Source organism: Deltaproteobacteria bacterium HGW-Deltaproteobacteria-18, assembly GCA_002841885.1.
In the GTDB taxonomy this organism is placed as follows: Bacteria; Desulfobacterota; Desulfovibrionia; order Desulfovibrionales; family Desulfomicrobiaceae; genus Desulfomicrobium.
On sequence record PHBE01000004.1, the window covers coordinates 156,444 to 182,834 of the forward strand.

The 26,391-nt window shown below is 60.9% G+C and carries 25 protein-coding genes and 1 pseudogene; 19 read left to right on the forward strand and 7 right to left on the reverse strand.

Going from position 1 to position 26,391, the window contains the following annotated elements:
- Positions 1-2 precede the first annotated feature (2 nt).
- The 9 genes from CVU60_05035 (at position 3) to CVU60_05075 (ending at position 9,001) form a co-directional block, all read left to right on the forward strand.
- The gene (locus CVU60_05035; protein PKN42722.1) at positions 3-356 is read left to right on the forward strand and encodes a dinitrogenase iron-molybdenum cofactor biosynthesis protein; all 354 of its coding nucleotides are present in this window, start codon (positions 3-5) and stop codon (positions 354-356) included.
- Positions 353-2,068: a two-component sensor histidine kinase gene (locus tag CVU60_05040; GenBank protein ID PKN42723.1), complete on the forward strand. Its 1,716-nt coding sequence runs from the start codon at positions 353-355 to the stop codon at positions 2,066-2,068. The genes CVU60_05035 and CVU60_05040 overlap by 4 nt, the downstream gene beginning before the upstream one ends.
- A gap of 2 nt (positions 2,069-2,070) precedes the next feature.
- The gene (locus CVU60_05045) at positions 2,071-2,463 is read left to right on the forward strand and encodes a response regulator (protein PKN42724.1); all 393 of its coding nucleotides are present in this window, start codon (positions 2,071-2,073) and stop codon (positions 2,461-2,463) included.
- Positions 2,456-3,082 (forward strand): hypothetical protein, encoded by a 627-nt coding sequence (locus CVU60_05050; protein PKN42725.1) that lies wholly within the window; start codon positions 2,456-2,458, stop codon positions 3,080-3,082. Before CVU60_05045 ends, CVU60_05050 begins: the two co-directional genes overlap by 8 nt.
- A 23-nt stretch (positions 3,083-3,105) precedes the next feature.
- Positions 3,106-3,489, forward strand: coding sequence for a response regulator (locus CVU60_05055; protein ID PKN42726.1), 384 nt, complete (start codon positions 3,106-3,108; stop codon positions 3,487-3,489).
- A gap of 6 nt (positions 3,490-3,495) precedes the next feature.
- Positions 3,496-4,644, forward strand: a complete 1,149-nt coding sequence (locus CVU60_05060) for a hybrid sensor histidine kinase/response regulator (protein ID PKN42727.1) — start codon at positions 3,496-3,498, stop codon at positions 4,642-4,644.
- Positions 4,641-5,066, forward strand: coding sequence for a response regulator (locus tag CVU60_05065; GenBank protein ID PKN42728.1), 426 nt, complete (start codon positions 4,641-4,643; stop codon positions 5,064-5,066). Before CVU60_05060 ends, CVU60_05065 begins: the two co-directional genes overlap by 4 nt.
- A 364-nt stretch (positions 5,067-5,430) precedes the next feature.
- Positions 5,431-6,702, forward strand: coding sequence for a hypothetical protein (locus CVU60_05070; GenBank protein PKN42729.1), 1,272 nt, complete (start codon positions 5,431-5,433; stop codon positions 6,700-6,702).
- Positions 6,671-9,001, forward strand: coding sequence for a hypothetical protein (locus CVU60_05075; protein PKN42730.1), 2,331 nt, complete (start codon positions 6,671-6,673; stop codon positions 8,999-9,001). The genes CVU60_05070 and CVU60_05075 overlap by 32 nt, the downstream gene beginning before the upstream one ends.
- A gap of 32 nt (positions 9,002-9,033) precedes the next feature.
- Here the strand turns inward: CVU60_05075 and CVU60_05080 are convergent, their stop codons facing one another.
- The 7 genes and pseudogenes from CVU60_05080 to CVU60_05110 all read right to left on the reverse strand — a co-directional run bounded on the left by CVU60_05080 (position 9,034) and on the right by CVU60_05110 (position 14,139).
- On the reverse strand, positions 9,034-9,393 hold the full coding sequence (locus CVU60_05080) for a hypothetical protein (protein PKN42731.1): 360 nt from the start codon (positions 9,391-9,393) through the stop codon (positions 9,034-9,036).
- A 67-nt stretch (positions 9,394-9,460) separates the two neighbouring features.
- A complete protein-coding gene (locus CVU60_05085) occupies positions 9,461-9,838 on the reverse strand; it encodes a dinitrogenase iron-molybdenum cofactor biosynthesis protein (GenBank protein ID PKN42732.1) in 378 nt (125 codons plus the stop codon).
- 20 nt (positions 9,839-9,858) lie between these two features.
- Complete coding sequence (locus CVU60_05090) at positions 9,859-10,731, reverse strand: (4Fe-4S)-binding protein (protein ID PKN42733.1); 873 nt, start codon at positions 10,729-10,731, stop codon at positions 9,859-9,861.
- Positions 10,724-11,593 carry a (4Fe-4S)-binding protein gene (locus CVU60_05095; GenBank protein ID PKN42734.1) on the reverse strand — a complete coding sequence of 290 codons (870 nt, stop codon included), beginning with the start codon at positions 11,591-11,593 and terminating at the stop codon, positions 10,724-10,726. Before CVU60_05095 ends, CVU60_05090 begins: the two co-directional genes overlap by 8 nt.
- A 9-nt stretch (positions 11,594-11,602) precedes the next feature.
- Positions 11,603-12,295, reverse strand: a complete 693-nt coding sequence (locus CVU60_05100; protein PKN42735.1) for a hypothetical protein — start codon at positions 12,293-12,295, stop codon at positions 11,603-11,605.
- Positions 12,296-12,733: 438 nt separating this feature from the next.
- A pseudogene (locus CVU60_05105) lies at positions 12,734-12,943 on the reverse strand (hypothetical protein).
- A gap of 203 nt (positions 12,944-13,146) precedes the next feature.
- Complete coding sequence (locus CVU60_05110; protein ID PKN42736.1) at positions 13,147-14,139, reverse strand: hypothetical protein; 993 nt, start codon at positions 14,137-14,139, stop codon at positions 13,147-13,149.
- Between the two features lie 447 nt (positions 14,140-14,586).
- On the opposite strand from CVU60_05110, the gene CVU60_05115 reads away from it, so the two are divergent.
- The 10 genes from CVU60_05115 (at position 14,587) to CVU60_05160 (ending at position 26,357) form a co-directional block, all read left to right on the forward strand.
- Positions 14,587-15,240 (forward strand): acetoin utilization protein, encoded by a 654-nt coding sequence (locus CVU60_05115; protein PKN42737.1) that lies wholly within the window; start codon positions 14,587-14,589, stop codon positions 15,238-15,240.
- Positions 15,227-16,021 (forward strand): ABC transporter ATP-binding protein, encoded by a 795-nt coding sequence (locus CVU60_05120; protein ID PKN42738.1) that lies wholly within the window; start codon positions 15,227-15,229, stop codon positions 16,019-16,021. The genes CVU60_05115 and CVU60_05120 overlap by 14 nt, the downstream gene beginning before the upstream one ends.
- Positions 16,022-17,917: a long-chain fatty acid--CoA ligase gene (locus CVU60_05125; GenBank protein ID PKN42739.1), complete on the forward strand. Its 1,896-nt coding sequence runs from the start codon at positions 16,022-16,024 to the stop codon at positions 17,915-17,917.
- A 10-nt stretch (positions 17,918-17,927) separates the two neighbouring features.
- The gene (locus tag CVU60_05130; GenBank protein PKN42740.1) at positions 17,928-18,815 is read left to right on the forward strand and encodes a branched-chain amino acid ABC transporter permease; all 888 of its coding nucleotides are present in this window, start codon (positions 17,928-17,930) and stop codon (positions 18,813-18,815) included.
- A complete protein-coding gene (locus tag CVU60_05135) occupies positions 18,812-19,861 on the forward strand; it encodes a branched-chain amino acid ABC transporter permease (protein ID PKN42741.1) in 1,050 nt (349 codons plus the stop codon). Before CVU60_05130 ends, CVU60_05135 begins: the two co-directional genes overlap by 4 nt.
- Before the next feature lie 50 nt (positions 19,862-19,911).
- Positions 19,912-21,069: an ABC transporter substrate-binding protein gene (locus tag CVU60_05140; GenBank protein ID PKN42742.1), complete on the forward strand. Its 1,158-nt coding sequence runs from the start codon at positions 19,912-19,914 to the stop codon at positions 21,067-21,069.
- A 97-nt stretch (positions 21,070-21,166) separates the two neighbouring features.
- On the forward strand, positions 21,167-21,964 hold the full coding sequence (locus CVU60_05145) for an ABC transporter ATP-binding protein (protein ID PKN42743.1): 798 nt from the start codon (positions 21,167-21,169) through the stop codon (positions 21,962-21,964).
- A 107-nt stretch (positions 21,965-22,071) separates the two neighbouring features.
- On the forward strand, positions 22,072-23,328 hold the full coding sequence (locus CVU60_05150) for a phenylacetate--CoA ligase (protein PKN42744.1): 1,257 nt from the start codon (positions 22,072-22,074) through the stop codon (positions 23,326-23,328).
- Between the two features lie 9 nt (positions 23,329-23,337).
- Positions 23,338-24,750: a two-component system response regulator gene (locus CVU60_05155; GenBank protein ID PKN42745.1), complete on the forward strand. Its 1,413-nt coding sequence runs from the start codon at positions 23,338-23,340 to the stop codon at positions 24,748-24,750.
- Entirely contained in the window at positions 24,747-26,357 is a 1,611-nt protein-coding gene (locus CVU60_05160) for a PAS domain-containing sensor histidine kinase (GenBank protein ID PKN42746.1), read from the forward strand. The genes CVU60_05155 and CVU60_05160 overlap by 4 nt, the downstream gene beginning before the upstream one ends.
- Positions 26,358-26,391: the final 34 nt, after the last annotated feature.

Genomic DNA, 26,391 nt, shown 5'->3' on the forward strand with positions numbered 1-26,391 from the left:
CAATGGAACGTCGCGTGCTGATCACCGTCGCCAAGGACGAAATCGCCCCCCGCTTCGATCTGACCACCGAAGCGCTGCTGCTGACCATTTCCGAAGGCGGAGAAATCGTCTTGCGCAAGTCCTTTCTTCTGGCTTACGCTTCCGGAGACGAACTTTGCGATCTGGCCCTTTCGCGGGACATCGGCACCATCGTCTGCGGAGGCATTGAGGACGAGTATTACCACTATCTGCGCTGGAAGCGCATCGACGTCATCGACTCGGTCATGGGTCCGGTGGAACGCGTTGCCTCCCGCCTGACGGAAGGAACACTCAAAGCCGGAGACATCCTCTATGACCGGGCAACGGAAACGACATGAAAAAAATCCTGTCCGGCCCCATGGAAGCCATCAAGGCCGATCTGGCCACGGAGATCAATTCTCCCGACCGCTACAAGCTGTTGCGGCGCAAGATAGTCTCGCTCATGGCCCTGGTCACCCTGTTGCCGCTGCTTTCGCTGGCTGCAATCAATTATTACGAGCACCAGAGCTCCATGTCGGCCGAAATCCAGGCCCCGCTGCGAGCGCTGGTGGGCAAGGCCAAGCACTCGTTTGAACTCTTCCTGGCCGAAAGGACCTCGGCGGTAAGTTTCATCGCATCGGCCTACTCCTTCGACGAGCTTTCCAACGATGCCAATCTGCAGCGCATCTTCCAGGTCATGCGCCGGGAATTCACCGGTTTTGTCGATCTCGGACTCATCGATGCCGCCGGCAACCAGCTCAGCTACGCCGGCCCCTACGATCTCAAGGACCGCAACTACACTTCCCAGGACTGGTTCCATCAGGTCCAGTTCAAGGGCACCTACATAAGTGACGTGTTCCTGGGTTTTCGCAAGTTCCCGCATGTCGTCATCGCCGTTCGGCACACCACCGAGAGCGGTCAGTCATGGATTCTGCGGGCCACCCTCGACACCATGCATTTCGACCGCATCATTTCGGCCATGGGTCTGGAACCGGGTAGCGACGCCTTCCTGGTCAACCGCAGAGGCGTCCTGCAAACCGAGTCCAGGCGCTACGGAAAGGTGCTGGACATGTTGCCCTTCAGCCTGCCGCCCACGAATTTCGAATCCAACGTGCAGGGCATCCGCGATCCCGATCAAAACGACATCTACATCGCATCGGCCTTCATCGCCGACTCGGACTTCGTGCTCGTGGCCGTCAAGCTCAAGCCGACGTTCTTCAGCACCTGGTACACGGTACGCCTCGACCTGCTTGTCATCTTTGTATTCGGGGTCATCTCCATCTTCATGGCCGTATACCGCCTGACCAGCGTGCTCATCAACCGGCTGCAGGAAAGCGATGAGCAGCGATTGGGCGCCATTCACCAGATGGAGCATTCGCAGAAGCTGTCCTCCATCGGCCGTCTGGCCGCCGGAGTCGCCCATGAAATCAACAATCCCCTGGCCATCATCAACGAAAAGGCCGGACTCATGCGCGACATCATGGATCTGCGGCCCGACTTTCCGGACAAGGAAAAATTTTCCAGACAAATCGAGTCCATCCTCAGATCCGTGGATCGCTGTCGGGGCATTACCCACCGCATGCTCAGCTTTGCCAAGCGCATGGACGTCAAGATCGAGATTCTGGACCTGAACGCCGTGCTTGAAGAGACCTTGGGTTTTCTTGAACGCGAGGCCCAATACCGCAATATCGAACTCAAGCGCGAACTCTCAAAGAACTTGCCGAACATCGCCACCGACCACGGCCAGATTCAGCAGGTCTTTCTGAACATTCTGAACAACGCCCTGGCGGCCGTGCCCGACGGCGGAAGGATTCTGCTGTCCAGCTGGAACGTGGATGATCACTATGTCGCCATTTCCATCGAGGACAACGGCTGCGGCATGTCCGACGAGACGGCCAAAAACATGTTCGAACCGTTTTTCACTACCAAGAAAGAAAAAGGCACCGGGCTTGGCATGTCCATCACCTACGGTATCGTCAAACGCCTGGGCGGAGAGATCAAGGTCCAGAGCAAGCTGAACGAGGGCACCACCATGACCATCCTGCTGCCCAAACACCCTGTGGAAGGTTAATCATGGATATGAAAACATGGAACATCCTTTTGGTAGACGATGAAGTCGATTTCATCATCACCCTGGCCGAACGACTGGAACTCAGGGGCGTCAACCCCCGCGTTGTCCATGACGGAGAATCGGCCCTCAAAGCCGTGGCCGACAATGTGCCGCAGGTGATCGTGCTGGACGTCATGATGCCGGGAATGAAAGGCATCGAGGTACTGCAGAAGGTCAAGGGTGAACATCCGAAGGTCAAGGTCATCCTGCTCACCGGGCAGGGCAAGACGCGCGACGGCATCGAGGGCATGCGCCACGGCGCCTTCGCCTATCTGACCAAACCCCTCGATCTTGAAGAATTGATCCGAACCATCGACGAGGCCATAAATTTACCCGAAGGATCTCCAAATGCTTGAAATCCCAAAAGAAGCACGCTTCATGGGTGCTGTCACGGCGCAGAACATGCACGAAATGCAAAATATTCTGGCCATCATCCGCGAGTCGGCGGGACTCATGGGCGATATTCTCAAGGTCAACTCCAGGGTCGACTTCAAGCACAAACCCAACATGGAGCGCACCCTTGAGAACATCACCTTCCAGGTCGACCGGGGCAAGGGGCTGCTGGACGCCACCAGCCGGCTCGCCCATACGCCGGATGCGGATCTACTCGAATGCTGCGATTTGACCGCCTTCGCGAAAATTCTGGCCCAGCTCGCCGATCGTTACGTACGCTTGAAAGGCGTGGCCCTGAACCTGTCAGTCCCGTCCAACGCCCTGCCTGTTTCCATGGGCGCACTGCAGGTACTCATGAGCGGCTACAAAGCGCTGCAATGGGCGGTGGGCACGGGCACGAAGGAAGGGATCTTGCGTGTCGACCTTGAAGGCGGAACAGACTTTCATGTTCTGACCATTTGCCCTCCCGAAAGTGTGACTCCCGACCGGGACGGAGTCGCCGCGCTGGGAGCGATGCTTGAGCCGGGACGCGCGGAGTGGGACGGCAGTCGGCTACGGCTCTTTTTTCCCGTTCAGCCTTGAGACCACAATTGCGGTAGGAATACATGGACGAACCCAGCATTTTGCTTATCGATGACGAAGAGGCTTTCGTGACCACGCTGCAAGAGCGGCTTGAGATGCGCGGATTCACGGCCAGAGCGGCGCTTGACGGCCAAAGCGGACTGGACATGATCGCCGAGGAGCCACCCGATGTAGTCGTGCTCGACCTGCGCATGCCAGGGATTAGCGGCGTGGAGGTATTACGACGCATTCGCAAGCAGTGGCCAGGCCTCCCCGTGATCATGCTCAGCGGACATGGATCGGACCTGGACTTTGAAACATGCTCGCATCTCGGAGCGGCGATGTACCACAAAAAACCCCTGGATATCAATACCTTAATAGACAGTGTTCACACCGTCACCCTAGGCAAGCAACATCTTCTGCGGTGAGGCGATATGGTACGAGTCCTGGTCGTTGACGACGAACGCGATTTCACGGACCTGCTCTCCGAGCGGCTGCGCACGCGCGGCATGGAGGTCCGGACAGCGTACGACGGCCAGGAGGCACTGGAGGTCGCGCGGACCTTTGCGCCGGAGGTCGTGATCCTTGACATCACCATGCCGGGCATGAGCGGGCTGGAAACCATGGACATCCTGCGGGCCGAAAAGCCGGCGCCGGAAGTGATTCTGCTCACGGCGGACACCACGCTGGGCACGGCTGTCGCCGGCATGAAGGGCGGCGCCAGGGATTACCTGACCAAACCGACGGACATAAACACCCTTGTCGCAGCCATCGGCGAGGCCGAAGGGCGTCGGATGGAGACCATGTCCAGACAGCGCATGGCCGAGACGGCCAAGCTTGCCGCCATGGGAGAACTGGCCACGGGCGTGGCCCACGAGATCAACAACCCGTTGCAGGTCGTGCTCAATGAGGTTGGCTGGATCGAAGAAATCCTGGACGAGTCGACCCTTGAGAACAACAGCCGGGAGCAGATTCTCGAATCCATCGACCTGATCCGGCGCCAGGGCCTGCGCTGCAAGGCCATCACCTCCAAGCTGCTGACATTGCGCTGCGCCTTGGACGAAAAGGGGGCGACCACGAATCTCCCCGAACTGGTGCAGGAAGTCCTGGGCGCTCGCAGGAACAGGGTCCAGCAGATAGGCGCAAAGGTCGAACAGCTCTGGCCTGCACAGTTGCACAAAATTCAGCTGCCGAATTCGGAATGGGGCCAGGTCCTGGGCAACCTCGTCGACAATGCCCTGGACGCGCTCGAATCGACGCCCGCCGAAGAACGCCTGTTGCGCCTGCAGGGCACACTCGAAGACGCCTGGTTGAGTATTTCGGTCCAGGATTCAGGCTGCGGCATCGAAGAGCATCTGCTGACACGAATTTTCGAACCCTTTTTCTCCACCAAGGATGTGGGCAAGGGGATTGGACTGGGGCTGGCTATTTGTCACGGCATCATCGAGGCCATGGGAGGGAGCATATCCGTGCGCAGCACGCCTGGGCATGGCTCGACCTTCACCATAACGGTGCCCATGGCCGTGCATGAACACAACGAACATAACGGGCCGGAAGAACCGGCATCTGCCAAGGAGGAATGAACATGAACAAGATGAAGCTTCTGATCGTTGACGACGAGAAGGATCTCTGCCGCATTCTCGCCGACCGCCTGAATATCCTGTACGGCGTGTCCCCGGACGTGGCCCACACAGGTGACGACGCCCTCGAGATGGTCAAGAAGAAAAGCTACGATGTCGTGGTTCTCGACATCGAGATGCCCGGCATTGACGGCATCGAGACCCTCAAACAGATAAAGGCCATCAACTCCAAGATCCAGGTCGTTCTCTTCACCGGACACGGCAGCGAAGAGACCCGCCGTCTGGCCGAAGTCATGGGCGCTTTCAGCTATGTCGACAAGATCGACGGCCTGCCCAAGCTCGCCCCAATGATCGAAGGCGCCTTCCGTCTGCGCAAGGTGCTCGAAGACACCTACGCCGACGCGGCCATGAACGAGTACAACTAGTCACGTCGCGATTCAGGGGGGCGGCCCGTCCGTCCCCCCTGCCCCATCAGCTCGTTCCGTCCGTGCACGCCCGGCGGGATCCGCCCCGGTTCACCGACCTGCCGCACGGAACCCGTGCTTGCCGGTCGGCACTCACCCGGACGCTGCCCCCGCACCATCGGCCGGACCATTTTCCTGCCGCCCTGCCTCTGAGCTCGGGCCCATGCCCTGACCATGGACCCGCCCCTGTCTTTCCAGCCATTGCGGCGACCACTCTTTCATGTCATCATGCACAATATCAGCATCATGAAATCGCCGCCTTTCGCAACGCGAAAGGAGCGTCCCGCCGACCGGCTCCAAATCCTGCAACGACGGGGGCATCACGATGAGAGGACTCATTCTCACGCTCGCGACCCTTGGGATCCTTCTCGGGGCGTGCGGCGAGGAGGCCCAGGTTCCAAACCCGAAGCAACGGGTCTACTATTCCCATTACTGGTCTTTCGAAGGCACGGCCGGGTCGGGCATGGAGGAGGCCGTGGCCAGCTACAACGCCGCGTCCAAAACCTATGAACTCATCGGCAACGCCCTGGACCACGAGGCGTTCAAGACCGCCATCACGGCCGACCTGGACGCCGGCCGCCCCGCCGACATCTACAGCTACTGGGCCGGCATGCGCACCTCGACCTTGGTCGACAAGCTGCAACCCATCGACGAACTCTGGGAAAGAGAGCGGCTCGGCGAACACTTCAGCCCCTCGCTGGTCGAATCCGCCGTGTCCTACGACGGCCACAAGTACCTCCTGCCCATCACCCAGCATCTGGTGGCCATGATCTACGACAGGAAGCTGTTCCAGCGCCTGGGCCTGAACCCACCCGCAACCTGGGACGAGTTCCTGCGCGTGTGCGAGACCATCAGGTCGAACGGCGTAACGCCGCTGGCCCTTGGCGCCCGGCACAAATGGCCCTCCCAGTTCTGGTTCGACTACCTGCTGCTGCGCACGGCAGGCCCCGAGTACCGCCAGCACCTCATGCTGGGCAAGGCGGCCTACACGGACCCGCAGGTCATGCGGGCCTTCGCCCTGTGGAAGGAACTCGTCGACAGAGGCTTCTTCAACCCAGACCCCATCGGGACGGACTGGGACACGGGCGCAGGCCGGCTGCTCGTCGAGGGACGGGCCGCCATGACCCTCATGGGCAGCTGGCTGTTCGGCTACCTGTCCTCAGAGCAAATGGGCTGGGTCCCGGGCAGGGACTTCGGCATGTTCCCCTTCCCGGCCATCGAACCCGGCCTGCCCATGGTGTCCGTGGGCCCCGTAGACGGGCTCATCGTCCCCAGGGATGCCAGGAACCCCGAGGGGGCCATGGACGTCCTGCGCCACTTCACCCGAGAGGACGTACAGCTCATGATCAGCAGGACCGGCGGCAACATCGTGCCCCGCCTGGGTGTCGATCCCGGCAAGTACCCGGAGGCGCAGAAGATCATCCTGCCGCTCATCGGTAAGGCCCCGTCCTGGGCCTTCAACTTCGATCTCGCCGCACGTCCGGACGTGGCCGAACTCGGGCTGAACGCCTTCACGGAATTTCTGGCCTTCCCGGATCTGGCGCCCCAGATCCTGCAGAGGCTCGATGCCAAGGTCCGCAACCTCCCTCATGAATAGCAAGACGCCCGACTCCCTCCCCGCCGGCGCGGACGGCCTGTGCCGACGGTTCGCCTCGATGCCCATCTCCACCAAGCTGCTGCTCGGCTTCGGTCTGCTCGTGGCCCTGACGGTCCTGATTTGCCTTGTCAATGTGCTCGCCTACCGCCAAACACAGCACCTCGGAGACACGGTCATCCTGACGTCGAGGACCGCGGACATCGTCGACGAGATGGAGCCTCTCATTACCTGGTACGCCCGGACCGCGGACATCGGCGTGGCCGAGAAGGCCGCCGCGCTCATCGAGGAGGCCCAGGCCCTGCTGTCCGTCGCCGCCCCGGAAACCATGTCCGGGCAGAGCCCCCGTCCTGGGGATCTCACCGGACTCCTGCGCGCCCTGCGCCTGACACTGAGACAATCCGTGCTCCTGAGCGACCAGCGCAGCGCCCTGGAGTCGGCTGTGGCCAAAAGGCAACGGGATCTCGTCGAGGCCATCGCGGAGGTGCCGGGCTCCGAGATCCGGGCATCTCTTGCGGCCATTCTCGGCAGGAAAACGGATGGAGTCGAAAGTTCAGTGGGAAACATCGGCGCGCTTCCGGAACGGCTGGAAGCCATCCAGAAGGCGGCATCACGCCGCGAGGGTCCGGAGGACGACACGGCCATGCGCATTGCTCTGTTCGGGGTGTACAGCGCCGCAGCCGACTGTCTGGCCAATGTCCGCAAGCTCGAAAATGTGCACGGGCAGGCTGCCACTGTCGCAGCTTCCCTGACCGAGTCCCATGCAGTCCTTCGCGAACGTGCCCGGAAAAGCCTGCATGACCTGCAGGACGCCCAGGAAGCCGACTACAGGATCAAGAGCCTGCTCTATACGACCACGGCGCTGCTGTTGGTCGTCCTCCCCCTGTTCTTCACCTGGTACCTGTCGAAAATCATCGCCGACCCGCTGAAGCGGCTGGTCCAGGTGACCCGCATCATGGCCGCCGGCCAGCGCACGGAACCCATACCCGTCGCGTCGGCGGACGAATTCGGCGATCTGGGTGCGAGCTTCAACGCCATGATCGAACGGGTGGTCGAGGATCAGACAAAGCTGGAGAACATGGTCGCGGCGCGAACCGGTGAACTGCGGGCCGCCAAGGACGCAGCCGAAGAGGCCAACAGGGCCAAGAGCGTGTTCCTGGCCAACATGAGCCACGAGATCAGAACGCCCCTGAACGGCCTCCTGGGCATGCTCGACATCCTCAAGGCCACGAACCTGGACCAGGAGCAGGCGCGATCTGCGGACATGGCCATCAGATCGGGCCGCAGGCTGTCCCGGCTGCTGAACGACATTCTGGACCTGTCCCGCATCGAGGCCGGCCGCATGCAGCTGGCCGAGAAGCCCTTCGACCTCGACGACGTGCTGACGGCCCTGACCGAGACCTTCGGCCCCTTGAGCCGAAACAAGGGCATCCCGCTGGTGCTCGAGGTGGACGCGGGCGTGCCCAAGTTCCTGATCGGGGACGAAATGAGGGTCCGACAGATTCTCTTCAATCTGGTGGGGAATTCCATGAAATTTTCCGACCACGGGGAAATCCGGGTCGGGGTGAGCGCCCTCAGGCCCCTGAACGAAAACACGGCCCGCCTGCTCTTCGTGGTCTCGGACAACGGCATCGGCATCCCGGACAACCGCCTGAGCCACCTGGGGAAACCCTTCGTGCAGGTCGCCGGCAGTTTCACGCGCAGGGAACAGGGAGCCGGCCTGGGGCTGTCCATCTGCAGGCACCTGGTCGACGTCATGGGCGGGACGCTGGCCCTGGACAGCGAGGAGGGACAGGGGACATCCGCGTACGTCATGCTCCCCCTGGCCGTGAACACGGCCGAAGAGTCCGGGACGAAGCCTCCCTCGGAGACAAGCGGCGAAGCCGTAGACAGCCTCGATATCCTTCTGGTGGAGGACGACGAAATAAACCGAATGGCGGCCTCGGCCATGCTGCAACGACTCGGACACAGGGTCCGGACCGCCACCAACGGTGCCGCGGCCATGGACATGCTCCGCGAAGCCCGCTTCGACTGCGTCTTCATGGACATCCAGATGGACGTCATGGACGGCGTCGAGGCCACGCGGCGCATTCGCGCGGACGCGTCCGGAGACTTCGACCCGGGCATCCCCATCGTGGCCATGACCGCCTATGCCATGCCCGGCGAACGCCAGCTTTTTCAGGAAGCGGGCATGGACTTGTACCTCTCCAAACCCGTGGAGAGGAAAATGCTGCAAGATACGCTGCGCAGGCTTCAGGAAGCCGTGCGCCGCAGGCACTCGTCAGAGCGCCCTTCTGCGTGACGTGACGGCCGGTCCGCCACCGGATCAGCCGATCAGACCAGTCCGGATATCCGCCTGAGCCTCGTAACGACCTGCTCGCCGTGTTCGCTTGTCGGCATGGCGGGCACCGCGCACAGCACTCCAAGGCCTTCGCTGTCCTCATGAAACGCGTCCTCGCCCATGTCCGTGATCACCACGGTGTTGAGCATGGCGTTGACGCGCAGCAGATCCATCAGAAACGCCTTGTAGTCCATGCCCGGTGTCATGGCGTCGACGACGACGCCTCCCCAGTTCCCGGCTCCGGCCCGGTTCAGGACATCTGTGGCTTCTTCCGCCCAATCGATGTCCACACCGAGGCCGCGGACGAAATCCTCCAGGGATTCCCGGCGCCCGGTCAGAATGACCACCTTCATGGCTCCCTCCTTGATTCGGGAAAAAAGGCCGGGCCTCCGCAGGCAAGGACCCGGCCAGGGAGGATGGCTAGTGTCCGCCGCCGCAGGTGTATTCCTGGGTGAAGGGAACCAGCGCGCCCTTCAGGAGCGCGTCCACGGCCGTTCCGACACTCGGCGCGCCGGCACCGTAATAAACCTGGATGCCGACCTGATTGAAACCCATGAGCGGGCGCATGCCCATGCCGCCGGCGATGAGCAGGTTCACGCCGTTGCCGGCCAGATGCTGGACCGGGGCCATGCAGCCGCCCTGCTGGTGCGGCACGTTGGGTAGAGTGCTGACCGCAGTGACGGCACCGTTTTCCACGTCGATGATGGTGTAGAGGTCACAATGCCCGAAATGAGCGCCGACCTCCGCTTCCAGCCCCCCGGGAACAGTAGAAGGGACCGCGATTCTCGCCTTTTCCATACTCTCTCCTTATTTGTGAATTATCTATTCAAAAGCCCTTGGATGGTCGTCCAGGCATGTCGCACATGGAGACCGAAATCTGTATCGCCGCCTTCCGTAGCAGCCTGACGGCGGACCATGGCCCTGGTCACCTCGTTGTCGTGGGGCAGGCGTCCGGCCAGCGTGTAGCCCATTTCCCGGCACAAAGTCTCGATGCGCGCGGTTTGTTCAGCGTTGAGGTCAAACTTGTTGACGATCACCGCGACCTTGATGCGGAAATGATCGCACAGGGCCGCCACGCGCTCCAGATCGTGCACACCCGACGGCGTAGGTTCGGTGACGATCACGGCCAGGGTGGCTTGGGACAGGGAGCTGATGACCGGGCAGCCGATGCCCGGTGAGCCGTCACACAAAATCAGGTCATGGCCGTACGCCTCGGCCAATCGCCGCGCCTCCTTCTTGAGTTCGTTGACCAGCCGCCCGGAATTTTCCTGGCCCGGAAAAAGCTGGGCGTGGACCATGGGCCCGAAACGCGTGTCGCTCACATACCATGCGCCGCAATGGCGGGACGGAAAATCGATGGCCGTTTCCGGGCAGAAGGCCACACAGACCTTGCACCCCTCGCAGCGTGCAGGATCGATCCGGTATGCATCGCCGTCGGCCGCCACCGCGCCAAAACGGCACATGGACAGACAAGTTCCGCATCCGGAGCAGCGATCCTCAGCAATGACGGCCTCGTGCCCGGAATAAAACGCCTCCTCGCGCACAACCTTGGGAGCAAGGAGCAGGTGCATGTCAGGGGCGTCCACATCCAGGTCGCAGATGACCTTGTTCTCGGCCAGATGGGCGAAGGCCGCCGTGAGGGAAGTCTTGCCCGTTCCTCCCTTGCCGCTGATCACGACAATCTCATGCATGATCCCCCTCCTTGGTCAGGCTCGCCAGGATGCTGCACAGTCCAGCGAACTGCTCCTTCAACCCCTCGTCAAGCTCGGCCAGAACGTGGCCCCTGGAATAGTGTTCCGCGATGTCGCGGCGGTAGGGAATCTCGGCCACGATCGGCAGACCGTGCTCCCGGCAGAAGTCGTAGACCCGCCCGTCGCCCAGACCGGCGCGGTTGACGACCACGGCCATGGGCTTGCCGAGCGGCGAGAACGCCTCCCAGGCCAAGGTGAAATCATAGAAGCCGAAAGGTGTGGGTTCGGTGACCAGCACGATGACATCACTGTCGGCCACGGCGCACATGGCCGGGCAGCTCACGCCCGGAGGCGCGTCGATGAGGATGTCCGCACCTTGAAGCTCCGCCTCGGCCGTCACGCGCACCCGCACATGGCGCATGAGCGGCGGACTCATGGCCTCGCCGACGCGCAGCCGCCCGGTCAGGCAGGAGATCCGGCCCCTGGCCGATCCCCGCTCCATGACGCCCAGTTCACGGGTGGTCACCCCGATGGCCCCTTCTGGGCAGATCGCCATGCACCCGCCGCAGCCGTGGCACATCTCGGGAAAGGTCAGGATGGCTTTGCCCATGACCGCGATGGCCTTGAACTGGCACAGCTCGGCGCACGCACGGCAGAATGTGCACCTGGTCTCGTCCACTTCCGGAACTTCCAGAGTCACAGTTTCGATTTCCGTGATCTGCGGTTTCAAAAACAGATGCAGATTGGGCTCGTCCACATCAAGATCCACGGCCATCACGACTTTCGGCCACGACACGGCCAGGGAGGCCGTGACTGTTGTCTTGCCTGTGCCGCCCTTGCCGCTCGCGACTGCTACAATCATGAGCGCATCCTATTTGTTAGGGGCATCAGCGAAGTCGACCTTGCCGTCCCTGTAGAGGGCCACGGCCTCGGCCACGGTCATGTTGTCCAGATTCTGGCCGATCTTGACCCCGCCTGCCTTGAGTGCGGCGAAAGCCTTGGGGCCGACATATCCGGTCAGCAGCACTCCGGCCCCGGCATTGACAATGTTCTCGGCGGCCTGGATGCCCGCCCCATGACTCATGGTCTGGGAGGCGCCGTTGTCCACATAGGTCGAAGCCATGGTTTCAACGTCGACAACGACAAAACCCCCGGCCCGTCCAAAACGGGGATCAACGCGATCGGTCATGTTCGGGCCTTCGCTGGTTACTGCGATTCTGGTCATATAAAGCTCCTTGTCGCGGGCCGCGATACGGTCCGGGTATAGTTGCGCGCATGACACGCCGGCATCGTTGGCGATGTACAAAGCCAGGCCCTCGACCAGGGCCCTGGCTACGGTGCGCCGGGCATCGCCGAGAATCCGCCCGAACGTGTGACGGGACACATGCATGCGCTCCGCGCCATCCTCCATGCCCAGGCCCTCGTAATCGGAAAGACGCAGGGCCTCGAACCCGTCCATGGGCATATACACTTCCGTCAGTTCGCGCAGGGGAATTCCCTGCGGTTTGAAAAACGACGCCTTGGGGCATCCTTCAATGCGGCGACATTTTCTTGGTCGTGGCATGGCACCTCCGTTTTGCTCAAACGAGCATTTATTCCTCGGACTTCACTGTGTCAATCCCCGGAGAAGCCGAAGCCTTGTCATCCGTCAGACAGGATCCGTCACGACGCCCGCGCCCCTGTCCGGCTCCACCCTGGGCGCCGGCTCCGGCGCCGCACCCGGGACGCTTTCCGCGACATCCACCACCCTGTCCGCCCTGGCCTCGACCGCCCTGGCCTCGTCCACCGCCGCCTTGTCCTCGTCCACCACCCTGTCCTGTTCGTCCTGGCATGATCGCGCTCCCTGAATTTGCCCCATACCCTTGGCGCAGCTCTTGCCACGCGTGCAACATGGGGTCGTTTTTTCAAAATCCACACCCGTGACGGTGTGCTCTCCGTCAATATCTATGCGTATGGCCCAGCCACGCGAGAGGGCCCGCGCCGTCTGGGTCCGGGCCTCTCCTAGAATGCGGCACAGGGTTGGCCGGGAGACCTGCATCCGCGCCGCGGCATCCGCCTGGCTCATCCCTTCGCCGTCCACCAAGCGCATGGCTTCGAAACCATCGAGACCCAGCACCACCCCGTGAAGTTGCCCCATGGGAACACCCACGGGCTTGAAAATCGTCACGGCAGGCACATCGGCCACAAACCTGCATTTTCTCCTGCGTCCCACGCGCCCCCCCTTGTTTTATAATGAAACCATGTTCAAAATGCCCCCGCCAACCCGGTATGTCAACAGGCACGTCAACAAAACCGGACTCACTTTGCAAAAAATGACTCTCCGACCGGAATTCAATTGAGGAAGGCTGGGCGGTAGTAAACGGCAAGATATCGACGAAGGGGAACTGAAAAGATCAAAAAGAAAACAATGCGAGGTCAGTCAAAAAAATGGGCGTCGCCCCGAATTGTTTCGGGAAGAAGAATGTCAAACCGCTCCAGTTGCTTCCGGCTGAAGTAAAATTGTCCCACTCTGTCCGTCAAGAATGGAGCGCTCTGAGGCAAAAACGTTCCTTCCAGAATTCCACGGGCTATCTCCCCGGCGAGGCGCCCATGCTCCGTGCCCAACAGCACCAGTGCGCCGGTGAAACCATCTTCACCGACAGTGTAATCCTGATTAGAGAAGACCGGGACCGGACTGTTGGCGGATGTCCACGAAACCACGACCGGGATGTCGATATAGCCTTCAGGTCCCCGCAAAGCGTGAAAAGTGGGCGTGAGCAAAAAATCATAATCCGAAGCCTTGCGAACCCGATCTTGCCAGTCGGCCCAGTCCGAGGCCACGTGAAATTCCACGTACAGCTTTCCGACGTGGATAGACGCGCGGCCCTGAAAAACCAGATCTATAATGGAATCCGAAGTCAGGCTACTGTCCAGCAACACGAGGACGCGACGGGCCAGGGGCATGATTTCGGTCAGATGCCGCAGCCAGGGGGTCACCGGGGTGCGTTCCAACACCCCTGCCATATTGCGGGGCAGTTTCGAAAAGTAGTTGCGCGGATTGTTGTTGATGCCGAAATAGACAATCGGAGTGTCTGTTTCCGCCACTCGCGGACCGAGCATACTCAATGCGTCGTCGTCTCCGAGCATGACCAGATCGGGTTCGATGCTTTCAAAAGCTTCCCAGGCCCTGCTCGCGCTCAATGCAAAATCCGATTCGGGAATTCGCTTGGTATCCATGAAGAAGGAGCGGACATCAAATCCTCCGCCCAGGGCCTTGCGAATGCCTTCCTCACATTGGGCGGTCCAGGTCAGCACAGGGTGATAACTTTCGATGATCAGGACCACTGGCGTCCGGGCCAGGGCGACCGTTCCAAAAAAAACGAACACAAGGCAACACGCCACTCGGACACCCAGCATGGACGCCTCCATTTTTACTCCGGGCACGACCAGCTTGAGGAGGTGCCCGAGGAAAATCTACGCATATTCAATTTTTACAGATTTAAAAAAAATTTAACCTTTCTGTATGGACAACGCAAGAAGAGGTCTTCTTTTTTCACCGCACTTCGCAACTTTTAATGCCGAAGCAACGAAAGTTGCGAGGAGCTCACTGCGTCGTTTCCAGGGACCCTGCTGTATGAAGCCGCGATTTATCAACAAAAGTTGCTTTATCGCTTCCCGATTCTACCAGAACCACGCATTGACCATAAAATCAGCCTGCCGCAAAAAAACTGCCGACAAGCACTTAATTTTCTGAAATTATTCAATATTAATTTACGTTCGCACACTATCCGAAGCCTTTTTTGCACGACTGCCTCCTTTTGGCACGAACCTTTCTAAGAGGAGAACATTCCCGCACACGACGAAAAAGGAGCAATCATGTTTGTCGGGCTCAAAATGCTTAATAATTTCATAGCGATGCCACCTGAAGCACTCGTCGAGGACGCACAGCGGCTCATGGATGAGCAGCAACTCTGGATGCTGTTCGTGGTCAAGGACGGAAAACTGATCGGGTACGTCCGCACCGAAGACATCAGCGCCGCCATGCCCTCCCTGGTCACGGGCCTGGACAAACACGAGATCAACTATCTCCTGTCCAAGCTCACGGTCGGGCGGATCATGCGCAAGGACATCACGCCCGTCACCCCCGAGACGGAGATCGAGGCCGCGGCCATGCTCATGCACGCCAAGAACCTGGCAGGTCTGGCCGTGGTAAACGCCGACGGCGACCTCATCGGCTACATCAACCGTACCATCATGCTCGAAGTGCTGGCCGAAGAGATGGGTTACGGCAAGGGCGGTTCGCGCATCGTTTTCGAAGTCGTGGACCGTCCCGGCGTGCTGCGTGAAGTCTCGGGCATCATCGACTCCATGGGTTATTCCATCATCTCCACCGGCACCTTCACGCACCGGGAGCGGCGCATGGTCGTCATCCGCGTGGACACGCCCAACCCTTCGTCCATCGCGGCCGCACTGCAGAAAGCCGGATACGACGTGGTCGGACCCGAGGATTTCAAGCATGAATGGCAGTAGCGCCCTGCTCGAAATCAAGGAGGTCAGCCTGGCCTTCAAGAACGTGGCGGCCCTGTCCCGGGTCTCGTGCTCCGTTCAGAAGGGCAGCATCACCTCTCTCATCGGGCCTAACGGCGCCGGCAAGACCAGCATGCTCAACTGCATCTCCGGCCGCTACACCCCGACCAAGGGCAATATCAGCATGGACGGCCGGGAGCTCACCGGCGTGCCCGCACACAAACGCACCGGATTCGGTCTGGCCCGGACCTTCCAGAACATCGCCCTATTCAGGGGACTCTCGGTCCTGGACAACCTCATGGTCGGCCGACATTCGCGACTGGGCTACGGCCTGCTGGCCTCCATCTTCTATCTGGGCAAGGCCCGCGCCGAAGAGACCCGTCATCGTGAACGCGTGGAGGACATCATCGATTTCCTGAGCCTCTCCCCGTACCGACACCAGATTGCCGGGCACCTGCCATACGGCGTGCAGAAAAAGGTCGAACTCGGCCGCGCGCTTGCCGCCGAGCCCGAACTGCTGCTGCTCGACGAACCCATGGCGGGCATGAACCTGGAAGAAACCGAGGACATGGCCCGCTCCATTCTCGACATCAACGAGGAGTGGGGCGTGACCGTTTTCCTGGTGGAGCATGACATGGGCGTGGTCATGGACATCTCGGACCATGTCGTTGTGCTCGATTTCGGCCGCGTCCTGGCCACTGGCACGCCAGAGGCAATCCAGAACAATTCCAAAGTCATCAGCGCCTATCTTGGCGACGATGACGGCCTGTATAAGGGACGCTGAATGACCGCTCCGTACGATACCACCCTGCCAAGGCTGCTCCTTGAAAACAGCCGCAAGCGTCCCGGCCGCACGGCCCTGCGCGAAAAGACCCTGGGCATCTGGAAACCCGTGACCTATGCCGAATACTGGGCCATCACCTCCGAATTCGCCGCCGGTCTCAAGACCCTGGGCCTTGGCCGGGGAGACATCATCGTCATCATTGGCGACAACCGCCCGGAATGGCTCTGGGCCCAGCTGGCCATCCAGGGCCTGGGAGGAGTGTCCCTCGGCCTGTATCAGGACTCGCCCGGAGAAGAGATCGGCTATGTCTTCGAGCTCTCCAGGGCGCGGCTGGTTGTGGCCGAGGACCAGGAGCAGGTCGACAAGGTCCTGTCCATCCGGGGCGATCTGCCACTGCTGGAATACATCATTTATCACGATTCCAAAGGACTGATCGGCTACGACGCGCCGGGGCTCAAATCCTTCGATGAGATCCGCGCCCTCGGCAAGGACCGCGCGCAAGAATTCGAGCAGTGGATAGAGAACGTCTCCCCCGACGACACGGCGCTCATCGCCACCACCTCTGGATCCACCGGACGTCCCAAGCTGGCCATGCTCTCGCACAGGAACCTGTTGTCCATGGCCTGGAACCTGGGACTGTCCGATCCCAAGCGCGCCAGCGACGAATTCGTGTCCTTCCTGCCCCTGGCCTGGATGGGCGAGCAGATGATGGCCGTGTCCTCGGCCCTTTTGTTCGGATTCTGCGTCAATTTTCCCGAAGAGCCGGACACGGTGCAGGAAAACATCCGCGAGATCGGGCCGCACCTCATTTTCTCGCCGCCGAGGGTCTGGGAGAACATGGCCGCCAAGGTCCGCGTGCGCATCATGGAGACAACCCGCTTCAAGCGCTTTCTCTTCAACATCTTCATGCCCGTGGGGCTGAAGTACGCGGGCGCCGTGCTGCGCGGCGAAACGCCGTCGGCGGGCCTGCGCATGGCCAACAGTCTGGCCGACTGGGGACTTTTCCGGGCCCTGCGCGACCGGCTCGGCTTCTCGCGCGTGCGTTCGGCGTCCACGGGCGGCGCGCCGCTTGGCCCCGACACCTTCACCTTTTTCCACGCCCTGGGCGTGAACCTGAAACAGATATACGGCCAGACCGAGATCGCGGGCATCTCCTGCATCCACCGCGACGGCGCGGTCAGCTTCGAGTCCGTGGGCGAACCCATCGCCGAGACCGAGATCCGCATCTCCGAAGAAGGCGAGATCCTGTCCAGAAGCGCGGCCGTGTTCAAGGGCTACCTCGGCAACGAATCCGCCACCGCCGAGACCATCACCGACGGCTGGCTGCATTCCGGCGACGCCGGATTCTTCAAGGACAACGGCCAGCTGGTCATCATCGACCGCCTCTCCGACGTCATGACCACGGGCAAGGGCGTGCGCTTCTCGCCCCAGTTCATCGAAAACAAGCTCAAGTTCTCGACCTACGTGCAGGAAGCCGTGGTTCTCGGCCACAAGCGCGATTTCATTACCGCCATCATCTGTCTCGACGGCGACATCGCGGGACGCTGGGCCGAGTCCAGGGGCCTGACCTACACCACCTACCAGGACCTGGCGGCCAAACCCGAACTCTACGACCTGATCGAGTCCGAAATCCGGACCATCAATCCGTCCCTGCAGCCCGGCACCGAGGTCACGCGCTTCGCCCTGCTCTTCAAGGAACTGGACGCCGACGACGGCGAACTGACCCGCACGCGAAAGATCCGGCGCAAGGTCATAAACGAGCGCTACGCCGAGCTGATCAATGCGCTTTACGACGGCACGGACAACACGGACCTGTGCATCGCCATCACCTACCAGGACGGCTCGCACCGCGAGATGACAGGGGCCATCTGCATCCGCGACATCCGGCAACAGTAAGGAGCACCACGTGGAATACTATCTCCAACTCATCATCAACGGCCTGGTGGTCGGGTCCATCTACAGCTTGGTGGCGCTGGGTTTTGTCATCATTTTCAAGGCCACCAAGGTCGTCAACTTCGCCCAGGGCGAACTGGTCATGGTCGGGGCCTACGTCTGCTTCGCCCTGACGGTGCAGTTCCAGCTGCCGTTTCTGGTCTCCTTCCTGCTGACGCTGATCTTTTCCATCATCCTGGCCGTTCTCGTGGAGAGACTTATCCTGCGGCCGCTCATCGGCGAGCCCATCATCTCCGTCATCATGGTCACCATCGGTCTCTCGTCCATGCTCAAGTCCTTCGTGCAGATGGTCTGGGGCACCCAGATCCAGGTCTTCCCGGCCATCCTGCCCCAGGAGCCCTACATGCTCCTGGGTTTGCCCATCGCGCCGGTGTATGTCGCGGCCTTCGGGCTTTCGGTGCTGCTCTTCGGGGTCTTCAGCCTGTTCTTCAAGTACTCGTCCCTGGGCATCGCCATGCGCGCCACGGCCTTCGACCAGCAGGCCGCCCAGTCCATGGGCATCGGCATCAAGTCCATATTTGCCCTGTCCTGGTGCATCGCGGCCGTGGTTTCGAGCATCGGCGGCATCATCCTCGGCAACATCAACGGCATAAACGCCCAGCTCGGCCAGCTCGGCCTCAAGGTTTTCCCCGCCGTGATCCTGGGCGGGCTGGACAGCCTGCTCGGAGCGGCCCTCGGCGGGCTGATCATAGGGGTGCTGGAAAACATATGCGAGGGTGCGGCCAAGGATCTCTTCGGACTTGGCGGATTCAAGGAGGTAGCCTCCTTTGTGATCCTGGTCATCATTCTCATGATCAAGCCTTACGGACTTTTCGGAACCAAGGAGATTGAACGGGTATGAGCATGCACAAATGCGGACTTTTCTACACGACCTACGCCCGCGAGGACGGCCTCTTCCCCTCCAGGTTCCAGAAGATCTGCCTGGCCCTTTTCTTCGTGGCCCTGCTGGTGTGCCCGCAGTTTCTGGACTCTTACGTCATGTCCATTCTGAACCTGATCCTCATCGCGGTCATTGGGGCGGTGTCCCTGAACCTCTTGACCGGAGTCTGCGGCCAGATGTCGCTGGGGCACGGGGCTTTCGTCGGGGTGGGGGCCTACGGCGCGGCCGTGCTGTCCAACATGGGGGTTCCCTTTTTCCTCGCCCTGCTCGGCGGAGGCGCAGTCGCCGCCTTGGTAGGCATGGTCTTCGGCATCCCGTCGCTGCGTCTCAAGGGGATCTACCTGGCCATCTCCACCCTGGCAGCCCAACTCATCCTTGAATACGTCTTCCTGCATGCCGGAAGCATCACCGGCGGAGCCAACGGCCTGCCCGTCGATGCACCCGAAATCATGGGCTATTCCTTCGACACCGACTCCAAGATATTCTACCTCATCCTGCTGGTTACCGTGCTGTGCGTCCTGGTCGTTACCAACGTGATTCGCACCCGCCCGGGGCGGGCCTTCGTGGCCATCCGCGACTACCATCAGTCCGCCGAGAATGTTGGCGTGAACCTTTTCGCCTTCAAGCTGCAGGCCTTTGGCCTGAGCTCCTTTCTGGCCGGCATCGCGGGAGGGCTCTGGGCTCACTACACCATGTACATCACCCCCGAACAGTTCTCCATGGGACTGTCCATCAGCTACCTGGCCATGATCATCGTCGGCGGAATGGGCTCTGTCCTGGGCTCCATCTTCGGCGCCATATTCATCACCCTGCTGCCTGAAATGCTCAATCTGCTGACCACGTCCCTCGGGGGCATCGCCCCGGACCTGAGCGCCATCATCGTGCCCATGAAGGAAGGGGTCTTCGGGCTGACGCTGGTCCTCTTCCTCATCTTCGAACCCGAAGGACTGGTTCGCAAATGGAGGCTGACCAAGGCCTACTGGAAACTCTACCCCTTTGCATATTAACGGCCCGGCCTCTTGCACCGGGAAAACCTTTTGCCGCATCCGGAGACACCATGAAAAAACTTCTCGCCCTGACCATCCTGGCCCTTATGGCCAGCATCAGCACGGCCTCGGCCGCCTACAAGGTTGGCCTCCTGTCCGATCTGACCGGCCCCACGTCCAGCGTGGGTGCGCCCTATGCCGACGGCATCAAGGCCTACGTCGGTTGGCTGAACGACAACGGCGGCATAGACGGCGAGTCTGTGGAACTCATCCAGGTCGACTACGCCTACAACGTGCAGCAGGCCCTGGCCGCCTACAAGCGCTTCACCTCCAGCGGCATCGTGGCCATGCAGGGATGGGGCACGGGCGACACCGAAGCCCTGATCAAGTTCGTGGCCAAGGACAAGATCCCGGTCTTCTCGGCCTCCTATTCCGCGCATCTGATGGACCCGGCCAAGGCTCCCTACAATTTCACCGCCGCGCCGGATTACTCCACCCAAGGCCGGGCCGGGCTCAAGTATCTGCGTGAAACCTGGAAGGAAGAACGCGCCCCCAAACTGGCCTTCGTCTTCCCGGACAACCCCTACGGCTCGGTGCCCATTCCGGCCATGAAGGAATATGCGGTCGAACTGGGCTTTGAAATTGTGGGGCAGGAAAATGTGGACCTCAAAGCCATCGACGCAACCCCGCAGCTTTTGAGCCTCAAGAAGGTCGGACCCGACTTCGTCTGGACCGGCGGAACTACTCCGTCCACGGCAGTCATCATGAAGGATGCGCAAAAGCTCGGCATGACCTGCACCTTCCTGACCAACATCTGGAGCAGCGACGAGAACATCTTCAAGCTCGGCGGTGAAGCGGCCAATGGCCACTACGGGCTGCAGGGCGGCGTCATTTATGGGCAGGACGTGCCGGGCATGGCCCTCATCCGCGAACTGACAAAAGGCGAGCCGCAGATGACCCACTACGTGCGCGGCTTTGTTTCCGCGATGGTCATGTGCGAGGGCATGAAAATGGCCAAGGCCAAAGGCGAAGTGACGGGCGAAAGCATCAAGGATGCGCTGGAAACCATGCGCGATTTCGATCCCCAGGGCTTGGCCCCGGCCATCAGCTACTTCGCCGATGACCACCGCCCGAATCTCTCGGTGAACATCGCCGCCTTCAAGGACGGCAAGCTCGAATTCGTCAAGACCGAAACCCTGGAACGCAAGAAGGAATGGCTCGGCCATTAGAAACTGCCACCAGAGAGGCGGGGCCCAAGTCCGGTCCCGCCTCGCCCATGACGCGAACGGTTCTTTTCAATCAACAGCAACTTCTTGAGAACAAAGCATGAACATCCTCCAAGTGATGAACCTGGAAGTGGTCTACAACGATGTGGTCCTGGTTTTGAAAGGCCTGTCCCTGGACGTGCCCACGGGCAAAATTACCACCCTGCTGGGCGCCAACGGGGCGGGCAAGTCCACGACGCTCAAGGCCATTTCCGGCCTGCTGGCCGGGGAAAACGGCAAGGTCACCTCCGGGTCCATCATGTACGACGGCACGGAGACTGTCCGTCTCGTGCCCGAAAAACTGGTCCGAGCCGGGATTTTTCAGGTCATGGAAGGACGACGCATCTTCGAGGATCTGACCGTGGAGGAGAATTTGCGCTGCGGAGGATACACGCAGCCAGCGCGCCTTTTTGCGCACAACTCCGAAAAGGTATATGCGTATTTCCCAAGACTCAAAGAGCGCCGCCATCAACTGGCAGGCTACATGTCCGGCGGCGAGCAGCAGATGCTGGCCATCGGGAGGGCAGTCATGGCCAACCCCAAGCTGCTGCTTCTCGACGAACCGTCCCTGGGACTGGCGCCGCTCCTGGTGGAGGAAATTTTCGAGATCGTGGGCAAGATCAACAAGACCGAAGGCGTGAGCGTGCTGCTGGTGGAGCAGAACGCGCGCATGGCCCTGTCCCTGGCCGATTACGGCTACATCATGGAGAACGGGCGTATCGTCATGGACGGCAATGGCGAGGAACTGCTGCGCAACCCCGATGTGCAGGAGTTCTATCTGGGCCTCGGGCATGGCGGGGAAAAACGCAGCTATCGCGACATAAAACATTACAGACGCAGAAAACGCTGGCTCGGATGAAGGCGCAGTTCTTGCGGCCTTTTTTTGCGCAGCGGCTTCTTCCAGAAAACACGACGCGTCTCCAAGCACACCCAAACTTCTCCTAACATCTATTGATCGGAGCGTTCATGGACAGGACAAAAGGCTACTACCACGATCTTGAAACCGAATCCCGGTCCGTAAGGACAAGCAGGCAGTGTACCACCATTCTGGCCATGGTAAAAAAGGCGTTGTCCTTTGACGGAGAGTTTCGTGAACGCCTCGCGGCGGCGGGCATCGTAGCGGACGAAATCCGTTCCCTGGACGATTTCACCTCCATTCCCGTGCTGCGCAAGAAGCACCTGTCCCGCTTGCAGCGCGAAAAAGGGCTGTCCTGGTTTCTGTCCGGCGCGCCGGGCACGCTGTCCCGCATCTATCAGTCTCCCGGTCCCATCTACGACCCCGAAGGCCGCAGACCTGACTACTGGGGCTGGACCGAGGCCTTCCATGCCGCCGGTTTCCGATCGGGCGATCTGGCGCAGATGACCTTCAGCTACCATTTGACCCCGGCAGGCCTGATGCTCGAAGAGCCCCTGCGTGCCCTGGGCTGCGCCGTGATTCCGGCCGGGCCCGGAAATTCATCAGCGCAGCTTCAGCTCATGCAGGAACTGCCTGTTACAGCCTTTGTTGGCATGACCAGCTTTCTCAAAATCCTAGGCGAAAAAGCCAGGGACAAGGGGCTGGACCCGAAAAAGGATTTCGGACTGCGGGTCGGCTTCGTGGCCGCAGAACGCCTGCCCGAGAGCCTGCGCACGGAAGTGCAGGACATGTTCGGCATGATCATTCGCCAGGGCTACGGAACGGCCGACGTAGGCTGCATCGCCTACGAATGCCCGGAGCTTGGAGGCATGCATCTCTCAAACCGCTGTTTTGTCGAGATCTGCGATCCGGCCACGGGTCGGCCAGTGTCCCCAGGAGAGATGGGAGAGGTGGTGGTCACGCCATTCGCACCGGAGTACCCCCTGATCCGCCTGGCCACCGGAGACCTGTCGCGCCTTGATGACGCCGACTGCCCCTGCGGCCGCACAACGCCAAGGCTGCAAGGAATTCTCGGACGAGTGGACGACACGGCCAAGGTCCGCGGACAGTTCATCTATACCGCGCAGGTCGCGCAGGCCATGAGCCGCTTCCCGCAGATCCTGCGCCATCAGGTGGTGGTGAGCAACGAAGACGGCAAGGAAACCCTGACCCTGCGCATCGAAACCAACGGTCCGGCGGACCATGGAGCCATCGGCGGAGCCTTTCAGGAAGTGATCAAGCTGCGGCCGGCCGTTGTCACCCTCGGACTGGGGGAAACCATCCCCGAAGGGGCTCCGGCTCTTGTTGACGAACGCACATACGACTAGGGAACAGACATGACAAAATTTCCCTCCTATCCTGTCCTGCTCGTCGATGATGAGGACACGTGGTTGCGGTCCTTTTCCCTGGCGCTCAAATCCCACGGAATCGACAACATCATCTGTTGCAACGACAGCACCAAGGTTCCCGAAATCCTGTCCAAGACCGAGATCGAGGTCATGGCCGTGGATCTGGCCATGCCCGGAATGTCCGGGCAGGACCTCATTGGCACCGTGTCCGCGACCAATCCGGACATTCCCATCCTGGTCATCACCGGCATGAGCCAAGTGGAGACGGCGGTGCAATGCATCAAGCGCGGCGCCTTCGACTTCTTCGTCAAGACCAACGACAAGAGCAGCCTTGTCTCCGGCATCAGGCACGCCATCGAAATCCGCGAACTCAAGCGCGAAAACAGCAGCCTGCGCACCCGCTTCCTGCAGGACACCCTGGAGCATCCGGAGACCTTTGCGCCCATCGTGACCTGCTCCAAGGCCATGCGCTCCATCTTCCAGTACATCGAGGCCATCGCCCGCAGCACCCAGCCAGTGCTCATCACCGGCGAGTCCGGGGTCGGCAAGGAGCTGGTGGCCAAGGTCATTCACGATTTGAGCGGACGGCAGGGCGATTTCGTGCCCGTCAACGTGGCCGGTCTCGATGACAACATCTTTGCCGACACCCTGTTCGGACACAAGAAGGGAGCCTTCACCGGGGCCGACAGGGCGCGTCCCGGCCTGGTTGAAAACGCCAAGGCCGGAACCCTTTTCCTGGACGAGATCGGCGACCTTCCGCAGGCCTCGCAGGTCAAGCTGCTGCGGCTGGTACAGGAACGCGAATACCTGCCCATCGGCTCCGACGTGACCCGCAAGACAGACGCCCGCATCATCGCGGCCACCAACGTGGACCCGGACGTCATGGGCGAGGCGGAACGCTTCCGGTCCGACCTGTACTACCGCCTGCGCGCCCACCACGTGCATCTGCCCCCCTTGCGCGAGCGCCGCGAGGACCTGCCCCTCCTGATTGACCATTTCATGCGTCAGGGCTGCCAGCAGCGCAAGCGCCCTGCGGTTCCGGTGGAACTCCTGAACCTGCTCTCAAGCTACGCCTTTCCGGGCAATATCCGCGAACTGCGGTTTCTGATTCTGGATGCCCTGAGCTGCTCGGGAGACGAGGAACTGAACATGGACCGCATCAAGGCGCATGTGAGCAAGCACCCCGCCGCATCGCGCAGGATTCAGCCCGGTGAAGGCACGCGCCTGCAATTCGGCCCGGAACTGCCGACCCTGAAGCATGTCTGTGCCGAACTCGTGCGCGAGGCCATGCGCCGCACCGGAAACAATCAGGCCCTGGCCGCAAGCATGCTGGGCGTGTCCAGGCAGGCGCTCAACAAGCGCCTCAACAAGCTCCGCCAGATGGAGGACTGCAAAGAGTGAGCGCCGGACGGGAAGATCTGCTGCAGAGGCTGCGTGAACTGGAACGCTCCAACCGCCAACTCTCCCGCGAGGTGCAGGACCTGCGCGCCCTGATCGACACGCCGCTCAATGTCATGCTCTTTTCCCTTGACCTCAACTACAATTACATCGCCTTCAACCAGGCCCACCGGGAATTCGTCAAACACAACTGGAACCTCGACATCCATCCCGGCATGCACGTTTTCGACATCCTGAACGAACCCGATGAACGCGCCACCTCCCGTCGCAATTTCGACCGTGTGCTGGCCGGGGAATCGTACATCCTGCGGCGCAAGTACCGTAAACCCAAGGGGGAGATCGGCTTCTACCAGAACACCTACGTGCCCTTGCAGCGTGGCGGGGAGATTCTCGGGGCCGTGGTCTTTGCCCACGACATCACCGAGTGGAGCGAACGCGAAGAGGAAGGCAAGAAATACCGCGCCATTTTTGAAAAAGCCCTGGAAGGCATCTACCGCTCCACGGCCGGAGGACGGTTCATCGAGGCCAACCGCGAGATGGCCCGCATCCTGGGTTACGACTCACCCCAGGACCTCATGTCCACGATCACCGACATCAGCCGTCAGCTATACTGCGATCCCGACGACAGGGAACTGGTCTTTTCCATTCTGCGCCAGGACGGAGTGGTCAAGGATTTCGAAACCCGCATGCGACGCAAGGACGGCAGCGAGATCTGGGTGGAGTTCAACGCCAGGATCGAGAAAGACGAAGAGGGACGCACGATCTTCATCGAGGGCAAGCTGACGGACATCACGACCCGCAAGGAGGCGGAACACAAGGCCCAGCTGCGTGGCCAGAAAATGATCCAGGCGGACAAGATGGCATCCCTTGGGGTGCTGGTGGCGGGCGTGGCCCACGAAATCAACAATCCCAACAGCTTTCTGACGCTGAATCTGCCTCTGCTACGCGACGTCTGGGCCGACGCCCTGCACGTGCTGGACGAATATCAGGAAGAACATGGGGATTTCGTGCTCGGCGGACTCGAATATTCGGAACTCAGGCAGCAGATGCCACTCCTGCTGCAGGGCATGGTGGACGGATCGGAGCGGATCAAGGACATCGTCTCAAGGCTCAAGGACTATTCACGCCAGCGTCCCGAAGGGGAACGCGAAACGACCGACGTGAACAGTGTCGTGGCCGGGGCCCTGGCCTTCGTGCGGCAGAAGCTGAAAAACGCGGCCCCGGGCTATCTGGTCAGGCTGGCTGCGGAGCCTGTGCTGGTGGAAGCCGACCTGCAGCGCCTCATCCAGGTGCTCATCAACCTGCTGGTCAACGCCTGCGAAGCCGTGCCCGCCACGGGCGGCGAGATCACGTTGCAGGTCCTGTCACGATTCGGTGAAGACAAGGCCTGGGCCGGGGTGGAAGTTCGCGACAACGGCTGCGGCATCCTCCCCCACGACCTCAAATACATCCAGGACCCGTTCTTCACCACCAAGAGGGAGCTGGGCGGAACGGGCCTTGGCCTGTCCATCTCTTCGGCCATCATGCACGACCACGGCGGCCGCCTGGAGTTCTCGTCACAGCCAGGTCAAGGCACCTGCGTCCGCATGCTCCTGCCCATGACACGTTGATTGGTGAATAGTGAATGGAAAAACATGCAAAAGC

Excerpts from the sequence above, each read along its gene's own strand:
- CVU60_05035 (PKN42722.1), top strand. The coding sequence starts at position 3 with ATGGAACGTCGCGTGCTGATCACCGTCGCCAAGGACGAAATCGCCCCC.
- CVU60_05040 (PKN42723.1), top strand. The coding sequence starts at position 353 with ATGAAAAAAATCCTGTCCGGCCCCATGGAAGCCATCAAGGCCGATCTG.
- CVU60_05045 (PKN42724.1), top strand. The coding sequence starts at position 2,071 with ATGGATATGAAAACATGGAACATCCTTTTGGTAGACGATGAAGTCGAT.
- CVU60_05050 (PKN42725.1), top strand. The coding sequence starts at position 2,456 with ATGCTTGAAATCCCAAAAGAAGCACGCTTCATGGGTGCTGTCACGGCG.
- CVU60_05055 (PKN42726.1), top strand. The coding sequence starts at position 3,106 with ATGGACGAACCCAGCATTTTGCTTATCGATGACGAAGAGGCTTTCGTG.
- CVU60_05060 (PKN42727.1), top strand. The coding sequence starts at position 3,496 with ATGGTACGAGTCCTGGTCGTTGACGACGAACGCGATTTCACGGACCTG.
- CVU60_05065 (PKN42728.1), top strand. The coding sequence starts at position 4,641 with ATGAACATGAACAAGATGAAGCTTCTGATCGTTGACGACGAGAAGGAT.
- CVU60_05070 (PKN42729.1), top strand. The coding sequence starts at position 5,431 with ATGAGAGGACTCATTCTCACGCTCGCGACCCTTGGGATCCTTCTCGGG.
- CVU60_05075 (PKN42730.1), top strand. The coding sequence starts at position 6,671 with ATGCCAAGGTCCGCAACCTCCCTCATGAATAGCAAGACGCCCGACTCC.
- CVU60_05080 (PKN42731.1), bottom strand. The coding sequence starts at position 9,393 with ATGAAGGTGGTCATTCTGACCGGGCGCCGGGAATCCCTGGAGGATTTC.
- CVU60_05085 (PKN42732.1), bottom strand. The coding sequence starts at position 9,838 with ATGGAAAAGGCGAGAATCGCGGTCCCTTCTACTGTTCCCGGGGGGCTG.
- CVU60_05090 (PKN42733.1), bottom strand. The coding sequence starts at position 10,731 with ATGCATGAGATTGTCGTGATCAGCGGCAAGGGAGGAACGGGCAAGACT.
- CVU60_05095 (PKN42734.1), bottom strand. The coding sequence starts at position 11,593 with ATGATTGTAGCAGTCGCGAGCGGCAAGGGCGGCACAGGCAAGACAACA.
- CVU60_05100 (PKN42735.1), bottom strand. The coding sequence starts at position 12,295 with ATGCCACGACCAAGAAAATGTCGCCGCATTGAAGGATGCCCCAAGGCG.
- CVU60_05110 (PKN42736.1), bottom strand. The coding sequence starts at position 14,139 with ATGGAGGCGTCCATGCTGGGTGTCCGAGTGGCGTGTTGCCTTGTGTTC.
- CVU60_05115 (PKN42737.1), top strand. The coding sequence starts at position 14,587 with ATGTTTGTCGGGCTCAAAATGCTTAATAATTTCATAGCGATGCCACCT.
- CVU60_05120 (PKN42738.1), top strand. The coding sequence starts at position 15,227 with ATGAATGGCAGTAGCGCCCTGCTCGAAATCAAGGAGGTCAGCCTGGCC.
- CVU60_05125 (PKN42739.1), top strand. The coding sequence starts at position 16,022 with ATGACCGCTCCGTACGATACCACCCTGCCAAGGCTGCTCCTTGAAAAC.
- CVU60_05135 (PKN42741.1), top strand. The coding sequence starts at position 18,812 with ATGAGCATGCACAAATGCGGACTTTTCTACACGACCTACGCCCGCGAG.
- CVU60_05140 (PKN42742.1), top strand. The coding sequence starts at position 19,912 with ATGAAAAAACTTCTCGCCCTGACCATCCTGGCCCTTATGGCCAGCATC.
- CVU60_05145 (PKN42743.1), top strand. The coding sequence starts at position 21,167 with ATGAACATCCTCCAAGTGATGAACCTGGAAGTGGTCTACAACGATGTG.
- CVU60_05150 (PKN42744.1), top strand. The coding sequence starts at position 22,072 with ATGGACAGGACAAAAGGCTACTACCACGATCTTGAAACCGAATCCCGG.
- CVU60_05155 (PKN42745.1), top strand. The coding sequence starts at position 23,338 with ATGACAAAATTTCCCTCCTATCCTGTCCTGCTCGTCGATGATGAGGAC.